The sequence below is a fragment of the Candidatus Vampirococcus lugosii genome (genome assembly GCF_018420025.1).
Lineage (GTDB): Bacteria > Patescibacteriota > Gracilibacteria > Absconditabacterales > Absconditicoccaceae > Vampirococcus > Vampirococcus lugosii.
Genome location: NZ_JAEDAM010000003.1, coordinates 16,733 through 27,321, shown reverse-complemented (window position 1 = coordinate 27,321; position 10,589 = coordinate 16,733). Strand labels below are relative to the sequence as shown.

The following is a 10,589-nucleotide window of genomic DNA, read 5'->3' as shown; positions in this document are numbered from 1 at the left end:
ATTAAATATACACTAAATATGATATATAACTCAATTAATTAATTGAGTTTTGAAAAATATAAAGAAAATAAATATATATTCAAGTCTTTTTACATTAAAAAATTATAACAAAAGATATTTTTGACAATTATAAATTAAGGTTTACCAACAATATTTGGCAAACGATTTGAAATATATTTTAAAATTAAATTATTATATTTATTTATTTTTTTTGATATAGGAGTTGTTGATGCAGACATTTTTACTTTTGAAAGAAGAAAAGACATATTACTTCATTCTTTAAGTTTTGAGAAATTTGTTCTTCTAAGTCAAACTTCTACTGCACTTGCATCTATTATATTATTATTTTGTCATAATTGATTTATCAATGATTGCAAAGTTCAGCCATTATAAATATTATCATCAAGAACCAAAAAATTTTTTCATCATCAATCTATTTCTTTACTACAAGGATAATTTCATATACTTGCTATTTCTTTTTTATTTCTCATATTATAATTAGACACTGTAGTTAGATAAATATCTAAAGATTTTTCACTTAATCATAATCTTTTAATCATATATTTCACAAAAAATGGATATTCTATACCACCATACAAAACTCATAACAAAACTAAATCTTTTTCAAAATCTTTTGAATCCATTTTTGATAATAAATTAGTTGCTGCTAATAACATTTTGGCAGGATTATCTTGTTCTCTTATGATTCTAATAAATGACATAGAAATTTTATTTTGTAATTTTTTAATATTTTTAACTTCACCTTCATTATTACTTTCTTCTGCTACTTTATTTAAATAATCAAAAAAATCTCAAATATTATCAAACATATCTTTTCATATATTTTCTTGCTCAAAATTTATTTTATTATCAAATCATAAATTAATATCATTAAATAAATCAACAGTTTTTTCTGCTTCGGATTCCAAATAAGATATTATACTAGGAATTTTTTCAAAAAAATCTTTATTATTAAAAGGGTTGTTGTCATTTTTTTCATAATATTTTTGAAATTGTTGTCATTTCATTTTAGTAGAATTTTTAAAAAATTCTGGATTTTGTATATTAGTAAATATATTAATCAAGAAAAAAGAAATATTTTTGTAATGTTCCAATAAAATTAATAAAGATTTTTTTTCTTCTTCACTAATATTACTAATTTTTTTATTATTAAAACTTTGTAATAAATTATTAATATCTCTGTAATAATAAAAAACAGTATCAAAAAATATATTTGATTCAAGTTTCATAAATCAATTCTCATCTTTATAAAGTCAATTTAAATTAAAAAAATATCAATAACCACGACTATATAATTTTTCTCATTCTAATCTTGTAAAATTTGGATTAAATAAAAATTTCTTTAAATCTTCATTTTCTAGATTTTCAAAATTTCATATATCAAATTTAAGTCATCAAGTAAAATCAAGATTTTTATGAAAATTTATTCAATTATTTAATAAATAATCTGATATATCACTATTTCTTTCAGATAATACTTTTGATATTTGTTTAAATAATAAATCTATTTTTTCATCAAAATTTATTCCATAATTATCATAAATAAGAGAATCAATATCTTGTCAATACTGTTCAACATATTCTCATACTATATTATTAATTTTTTTAAATTCACTTTCAGTTAAACAATTATTATTTTTTTTAAATTTAGATATATTTCATCTTTTTTCACTATTTCAAAGCCTTTCAAGAACTCATGTATAAGATAATATATCTAATAAATCTTTTTTGGATATATTAGATATTTTTTCTAATTTTGAATTATTTCTTGAATTAAATCATTTTTTAAAATTTATAGACATTTTATATTTTTGTTTTAATTTTTAATATTAAACTCATATATTTTAATTAAATTATTTTATTTTGCAAATTTAAAATAGCTATATTAAATATAGTTTCAAATAATTAAATTATAATTATAAGAAAAAATCTAGATTAAATTTTTTAATTCTACAATATATTTTAAATTATTAAAATCTATTATTTCAAAATCTCTTGGAATCTCTTTTTTTCTTTTTTCATGCAATTTACTAGATAGAATCTGTCAACCTAAACCAATTTCTCATATAAAAATAATATTTTTATCTACTAATTTATTTTGATATTGAGATAATATTGCTCAAGCTAATGCTAAATCTAAACCAGAATCATAAAATTTAAATTCTCATGGAAGATTTACATATATATCAAAATTTCATAAATTTAATTTTAAATATCTTTCCAATATAGCTATAACTAAATTTAATCTATTGTTATCAATTCATACTGCCATTCTTTGAGGGTATTTATAATTTGTCTTATTTAATAAAACTTCCAAATTTACTATAACTGGTCTACCATTATCTATTCACATTGTAAAAACACTTCATGGAATACTAGTATTTGCAGTATTTATAATTCTTTCTTTAATATCATAAACAGGAATTAATCAAAATAATCACATTTCAAAAATACTTACATCATCAGTACTACCAAACCTATTTTTCATAGATCTAAGAAATCTATATTGTCCAAATCTATCTCACTCCAAATATGAAACCATATCAACTATATGTTCCAAATATTTTGGTCAAGCAATTTCTCATCATTTAGTAACATGACCTATAATAAAACATGTTATTCATTTTTGTTTAGCAAATTCTCATATTTTTTCTGAACAAAATTTTACTTGCGAAGGTGATCATGCTATTCAATCAATATTACTTGAATATACTGTTTGTATACTATCAATTATAAAAAAATTATAATCATTTTCTGCAATAGTTTGTACAATATCTTCAAGGGAACTTGCTGTATATATATCAAGATCTTGAGTATTATTTTCTTTATTTATTCTCTTAAATCTTGAATATATTTGATCTTGAGATTCTTCACCAGAGAAATATCAAATATTAATTTTATTATTTTCCAATAAATCTTGAATAATTTGTAAAATAATAGTTGATTTTCATATTCAAGGTTGTCATCCAAGCAAATAAACTCATCATTGTTTTATTCAATTTTGATAAACCCTTTTTAATTCATTATTTTTTATATCAAAAAATTTTGAATCTTGTATTGATTTTGTTTTTAAACTTGTTCCATAAGTTAAAGTAGTTTTTTGTGCTGTTTTTTTTACTTTATTTTTAGTATCATCTTTTTCCAAAGTTCAAAATTCTCAACAAGATGGACATTTTCAAAGCTTACTCAATGTTGCATATCAACAATTTGAACATATATACATAATATTTTATATATAAATTTTATAAATTTTTTTAAAAAAATATCTTCCAAAGATAAGAAATAGTTTATAAATATTAAAATATTTTTTTCAATAAAAAAACCAGCTTTTTGAAACTGGTCTTTTTATAATATAACAAATAATTAATTATTTATCTCAAATATCATTCAAGAACTTCTACCCCAAATTTCTGGTCTTTCTATCAATTCTGCTACAGCAGGTCTTAAATTAAATTCTCATACTTGACTTGCTGATATTACATAAGTATATGTATAAGTTCATGCACTCAAATGATCTGCATACAGATAAATCATTTCATTTCACTGTTCAATATGATCAAATCATCTCCAATAATTACTTGTCTGTCAAGTTACATCATTTACATCATCACTTACTGTATCAAAATTAACATTCAAAACCTCAGCACCAGCTGGCAAATAATCTTTAATTTGAACATTATTTCTTTCATAAGGAACAATTAATTGCAATTCTCATACTATATAATTTCATTTTTTTGCATTAGTAATAGGATCAATATTTTTCACTTTTTCATTTGTACAAATAGCAGGTCCCCACCACCAAGAATTACATTTTTTTTCATAAGCTTCGTTATATTCTTCATAATCATAATAATTTCTAGTCAAAATCAAACCTTCATCTCTTGCAGATATTTCATTATTTGGTAAGAAATATCTCATTCATACATCATAATATAATTTACCACTACCCTCCTTAACAAAACCTAATGAATTATTTTCTCACCAATTAACTAATTCACTAATATCAATTTTATCTTTAAAAACTGAGAATCTATTTGACATATCAAATTCAGTTTCACTTATCAAATTTTCATTCAAATAAGCTCAAGCAGTAAAATCTACATCATCTAATTCATTAGTAGTATTTACATAATCATTTAATGCTTTGATAATATATGATATATCTCAATTATAATATTTTCAATCTTCATTTCTATTTTCCAATAAAAATCTAGTCATATTTTCAGTTTGTAATTTTTCAATTTCTGATTTATCTAACATTATAGAAAGCATCATAGAAGTAGATACAAGATTATTTATATAATTACTATTTGATGGTAAAAGTGAGGATCTAGCTTCTATGAATATATTATTTAATAAATCTTGATAAAACTTATCTGAATACTCTCAATTATCTGACATTAAATTATAAAGTTTAATATATTCTAATTTTTCCAAATTAGTATAATTTTCTTTATTTTTTAAATTATTTCTTATATAATCATATTCTCAATGAATTGCCAAAGGAATAAAATTAGAAACATTTTTAGCAATAATATTATATTTTTGAATCTTTTGTGTAAGTTGATTTTTGTAATAATTTATAAGTTTTGAATTATCAATTCAATTTACTTGTAAATCTAATTTCAAAAATTTAGCAGTTAAATTAAAATTACTACAATCATCTGCCCAATAACATTCTTTAAAATAAGATAATCCTCAATTAGATTCCAAATATTCAGGCAATTCTGACAAAATCATATTTTCAATATCTTTTATTGAATAAGTATTTCCATCATAATCTTTTATTTGATAAGAATTCAAAATATCTATTTCTCACAAATCTTCAAAAAGATTTTTTAAACTACTTGATATTTCCAAAAAGTTTAATCTTGAATTTAAATTATCTCAAGGATAACTAATATAATCTTGTAAATTATGTAAAATATTAGTTAAAATACTAGCTCATAAACTTATATCTAAATGTGCATTTTTTTCCAAATAATCTGGCAAATAAATTTGTTCTTCAAAAGAAGTGTCTTTTGTACTTCAATTAGTAAATACATATTCTCAAGTGCTAGGTTGTCTTATCGCTCTATTTACTCTAATTGTATCAGATAAATTTTCATTTGATACTCAAAGAATTATTTGAGAATTAAATTCATTAATATCTACATCTTTTGGTAAAGAATTAATTTTTACTTCAAATTCAACTAATTCAGAAGAATTTGCAGGAACTTCAATTTGTTTATTAGATTGAGAAATATTTGAATTTGTCATTTGCAAATTAGCATCCAAAACTTGTTTTTGATTAGTGTTATTAACTATCAAAGCAGACATAATAAATTCATCACCACTTACCAAAAATCTTGGAAATTGAGATAATATACCTATATCTTGTTGAACTTTAAAATCATCTTGGAACATTCAAACATAAGTATTATCAGTATAAACAAATCAATCTATTACCCAAGTTGTTAAATTATCTGGTAATTGATCAACATTAATAACAGCTTGTCAATTTTTTACATCTACACTAGCTTGCCAATAAGCTAAATCTTTAAAATCCTCTCTTATGAAAGTTTCATTATTATCTTCACTTTCATTATTATCTTCAATTTCATTATCAGTTGAATCAAGTCCCAAATTAGCTATAGATGCATCACCAAAACTCATTTCACTATACACAACTCATTCCTCTCTTTTCAACATCTCTCATCACATTCAATCAGGAACACCTTCTAATTCATTTTCAAATGAATCTTGTGTAAATAATATTCTAGATATAAGATAAGATAAATTTGAAGAAGTTCATACTCTATTTTCAACCTCAGAATAGAAAGCTTCTACAATATCAACAGTATTATCCATCAAAGCAAGTAAACTTTCATCAACTATTCTAATAGTTGCTTGTCCATTTACTGGATTTCAATTATTATCTTCAATAGTCAAAGTAATTTCTTGTTCATCTCTTGGCAAATAATAATTTTTATTAAGATTTACTTGAATATTTAGTTTAACATAATCAATATTTACTGATATTTTTTTACTTCATTCATAATATGATGGCAATATTTCTTGCATAAGTTCTTGTTCTTTATATCTATAAGAAGATAATTTTTCATATAATTCTTTATCTTCATCAGATAATTCTTGTGGAATAGGAAATATTGGTGGCAAAATTCATCTATCATAAATTATTTCTGGAAAAGGAATTATTATTCATTCATATCTTTCTTGCAATTCTTGTTCTATCTCTTGCATAGATAATCTAATTTCTTTTAATTCTTGTAAAGCAGTTTGATTTACAGCTACATCTTTTATCAAATAAGCTTTTATTTCAAAATTTGGCAAATATCTTTTTTCTATTTTCAAATTATAAACTTGATTTAAATCATCAATATCTATTATTTCATAATTAAGTATTTGATCCATTTTTTCCACTGTAACAAGAGCTTGAATATTTTCATAAGGACTTGAAATAATAAATTCAGCATTTTCTCATACATCATATTTTTCTTTATTTGAATTTATAGATATTTCATTATTTTCGTTAATAGGAGAAAGTAAACCTTGAGCTCATATATAAAATATTTTTGTAGTTTTATATTTTCAATCTTTAGTAATTATTTCAAATCTATATTCTCCTACTTCATTAAATTCAAACTCTTTACTTGCTTTTCATTGTCAATTACTAACAATTTCTTCTTCATATAATAAATTTTCTTTACTTTTTCTTTGTTTAGAAATTTTATCATATTCATAATCAACTTTGTAAACTTTAAAATCAAATCTTGTATTTGATATTGAATTTCAATCTATATCAAGACTTACAAAATCAATGTTTGTAGTATCTTTATAATTATAAAAATAATTATCAAATTTCATTCAAAGAAAAATATCTGATCTCAAAGATTTAAAATTTGAATTATTAGAAACTGTTTTTTTTGTATTTGGATCTTTTACAATACTTGAAACAGTATAAATTTTATCTTCATTATATTCTTTTAAATCAATATTTATAACTCATTTTCAATCACTTCATAAAATATCTTCTCAAGATTCTACAAATTCATTATTATTTATTTGTCAATAATTGTATCTATATCACCAAAAATCTTTTTGTTCACCAAAATGATAATCAGAATATCAAACAGCATCAAAATTATAAGTTTGTGCTTTAACAGTATAATTTACATTTGCATTTGCCATAGGTAAACCAGAATAATATTCAGATGATATATTTATTTTTGCACTTTGTCCTTGTAAATAATTAGATTCTTGAGAATCAGATTCAACCTTAAAATCAGGAGTTTCAAACTCTTGTACAGAAAAAGTATGTCATCAATTTGCTCAAGCACTAACATTATAATTTCATAAATTAGAATCTTGAGGAAGTTCAAAAGTTACATCAAAAGAAGAATTTTCATCTAAATTAATAGATTTTTTAAAAATTTCTTCTCTTTTTGGTCAAGTAACTGTTAGTGTAAAATTCCTTCTATTTAATATATATCAATTAGCATCCTGTATTCTACTTACTCATTTTATATTTACTTCATCTCAAGCTCTATACAAAGGTCTATCAGTAAATAAATATGTATTAATATTTTTACTACCATAAAAATATGAAATATCTTTAATTAAAGTCTTTTGCCCAGATTTTAATGTAATAACAATTAAACTAGCTCAATCAATAGAATTAAAGAATTTATAAAGTCAATTTCATAAAGAATTAAAAGCAATTTCTTTTTCTAATTCTAAAAAGTATTTTCTTTGATCATAGTTATATTTAGAATTATAAATTTCTATTTTTTCTATTTGATCCGTCAAATTATTTCAATTATTATAATCTCTAAGCCACAATAAAGAATTTTTTGCATTTTTTAAAGTAGCAGATATATCTGATACAAAAAAAGATTTATTTAAATTTGAATCATTTTCAAGTTCTCTTTTAGTTTTATCAGCATCTATTTTTGATATTTCAAAACTTATTAAATTTTTACCAAATTCTTTTCCAAAAACTTTTTGCAAATCTATAACAGTTATTTTTGGTTCAAATCAAAGATTTTCAATATTAAGAATTTTTTCTTTACAATCATTAGAATTACTAAATTTATTATTAGAAATCAATTCAAGATCTCATTGACAAACCTTTATATTAACTTTTTCTATATTTGTAGTAGCTATTCATACTGTTATAGGATTTATTGAACTAGGAATCAAAACCAAATCTTGTTGATCAATAAAACTTACATTTTTATCTTCATTCATAGCTTTTGGTGTTTTGAATTCATAAGAATAATCTTTATCTAAATTATAATTATCTATATCAAGTAAATTATTTGATATATTCAAAACATAATCTGTTTCAGGATTTAAATTTGTATACAATAAATATTTATTTTTTCAAACTTCATAGGAACATGCTTGTTCACTATGATATTTATAAATTTCTTGAATAGATCTTACATTTCAATATTCAGAAAAATCAAAAGCATCATAATTAATTTCATCTTGATGAATTTTATTTTCAAAAGTAATACAAGATTTTTTGTAATTTATCATTTCAAAATCTAAAATTTTATTTTTTTCTTTTGTTGTGAAAGATAAATTTATATCATCACTACTACTTATTTGAGAAGCTTTAATTTTAACATCAAGTGAATTACTTATATTTCAATTAATACTTAAAACTAATGATTTCTTATCTTCTACAATTTGTTCATTATCTTCTATCAAAAAATAAGACAAATCAAAATCATAATCTAATTCAAATAATGATTTATCAAGTGGTACTTCTTCATTAAAATACAATAATATATTTGGATTATTTTTATTAATAATATCATTTCAAATAATATTTTTAAAATTAGAGAATCTCATATTTCATTCTAAATTCAAATTTTCATAATTTAAATCTTCATAAATAAATAAACTATAATTACTTAAAAAACTATCTGTTATAAATGACTTACTAATATCTTGTTTTAATCATAAATTTCATCTTTTTGAAGTTAAAGACGAATTTATACTTATTTGATATTTTTTATTATATCACCAATCTCAATTTTTTGGAAAAATAGAAACTGAATTAGTCAAAACATCATATTGTCAATCAATATTAGTTTCTTTTTTTGCATATTCAAAATCAAGTTCAGAATTATCAAAATTAGAAATAGAAAAATTATTTTTAAATTTATCTAAATCAATTTTATCATTAAAAACTAAAACTAAATCATCATCTTTATTTATATTTTTTGGAGATGAAATAAGTTCAAAATCTGGAGTTTTAATCTCAAATTTTTTGGAATTAATAGTTTTATTTCCAGAAATATTTTCTATTCAAGATGGAATATATATTGAATAATTTGCTCATCTAGGGAAAGAATTAACAGGTCTAAATTGAAAAGTACTTGTTGTAATCCAAACACATTTTCAATCAATATTAGGGGTTATCTGTATAGGACACTCAGCTTGATTATCCAAATTAGTAAATGAAACCATAGGAGATGTAAATCTTACTGTAATATTTTTATTAACATCAGTAATTATTCATTCAGGACTAACAAAATCAATTTGAGGAGCAGAATCTACTTTAAATTTTTTTGATAAAGTTTGAGTAAGTTTTTCTCAATTAGAATTTTTGGCATCGTCACTAATATTTACCAAAACTTCAGTATCTTCATCAAAATTATTTGAAAAAGCAATTTCAGCTATAGAATCATTTTCACTCCAAACAAGTTCATATTCTATTTCAGGATAAATTCTCATATTTGATAAAACTGACTTAGTGTCCATAGATTGTTCAAAATCTATCTGAAAAGATTTTAATTCTCTTTCTTGTTCTTCTTGTTCTTCCACTTTAGGATCTTTTAAATTATTTAAATTAGTTTCATTTTTAGCTCTATACAAAATCAATCATGCTTCATATCTCAAAATATTTCTATCTTGTGCATAAACATTATCTTCATTTGTAAGTCATAAATCTTGAGCTGTCTCAAAATATTCTTTCCACCATGGATCAAGACCTTCATTTTTGAAAGAATCCAAAGTTCTAACAACTACTGTAAAAAATTCTGCTCTATTAATAGATTTTTTTGGATAAAATTTATTTCAAGATCATTTCATAATTCATAATTTACAAACATTTTGTATATTATCAATTAATGTTTCATCTGCATCATCCAAATCATCAAAATCACAATCTAAATTATCTTGTCAATCTTTTCAAATTGTAGATGCAAATCAGTCAAAAAAACTTGCCGCCTGTTCTCTAGTAAGAGAATCAATAGGTCTAAATTCATTTGATTTATTATATTTAGTTAACTTGGAATTATGCATCCAATCCAAAGCTTCATCAAATTCAGAATCTTGAAAAGTATTATTTAAATAACTAGCTTTAACTGTATTTGTAATATTATTTAAATTAAATAGCATAAATCAAATTAAAAATAAAGAAAAAATAGATAAAATGATAAATTTCGTTTTCATAGATATTTTTTAATAAATTAAATAAATGTATTTTATTATATACAATATATAATACGAATAAAAATAAAAATCATTACATTAAAATTCATATAAAATAA

Annotated in this window: 3 protein-coding genes; all 3 read right to left on the bottom strand. The window is 21.5% G+C overall.

Annotated features, from left to right (window positions below; translation table 25 throughout):
* Positions 1-134: 134 nt before the first annotated feature.
* Complete coding sequence (locus VAMP_RS00615) at positions 135-1,823, bottom strand: phosphoribosyltransferase (protein WP_213348139.1); 1,689 nt, start codon at positions 1,821-1,823, stop codon at positions 135-137.
* A 128-nt stretch (positions 1,824-1,951) separates the two neighbouring features.
* Positions 1,952-3,244, bottom strand: a complete 1,293-nt coding sequence (locus tag VAMP_RS00610) for an AAA family ATPase (RefSeq protein WP_213348137.1) — start codon at positions 3,242-3,244, stop codon at positions 1,952-1,954.
* A gap of 140 nt (positions 3,245-3,384) precedes the next feature.
* Positions 3,385-10,437, bottom strand: a complete 7,053-nt coding sequence (locus VAMP_RS00605) for an Ig-like domain-containing alpha-2-macroglobulin family protein (protein ID WP_213348134.1) — start codon at positions 10,435-10,437, stop codon at positions 3,385-3,387.
* Positions 10,438-10,589: the final 152 nt, after the last annotated feature.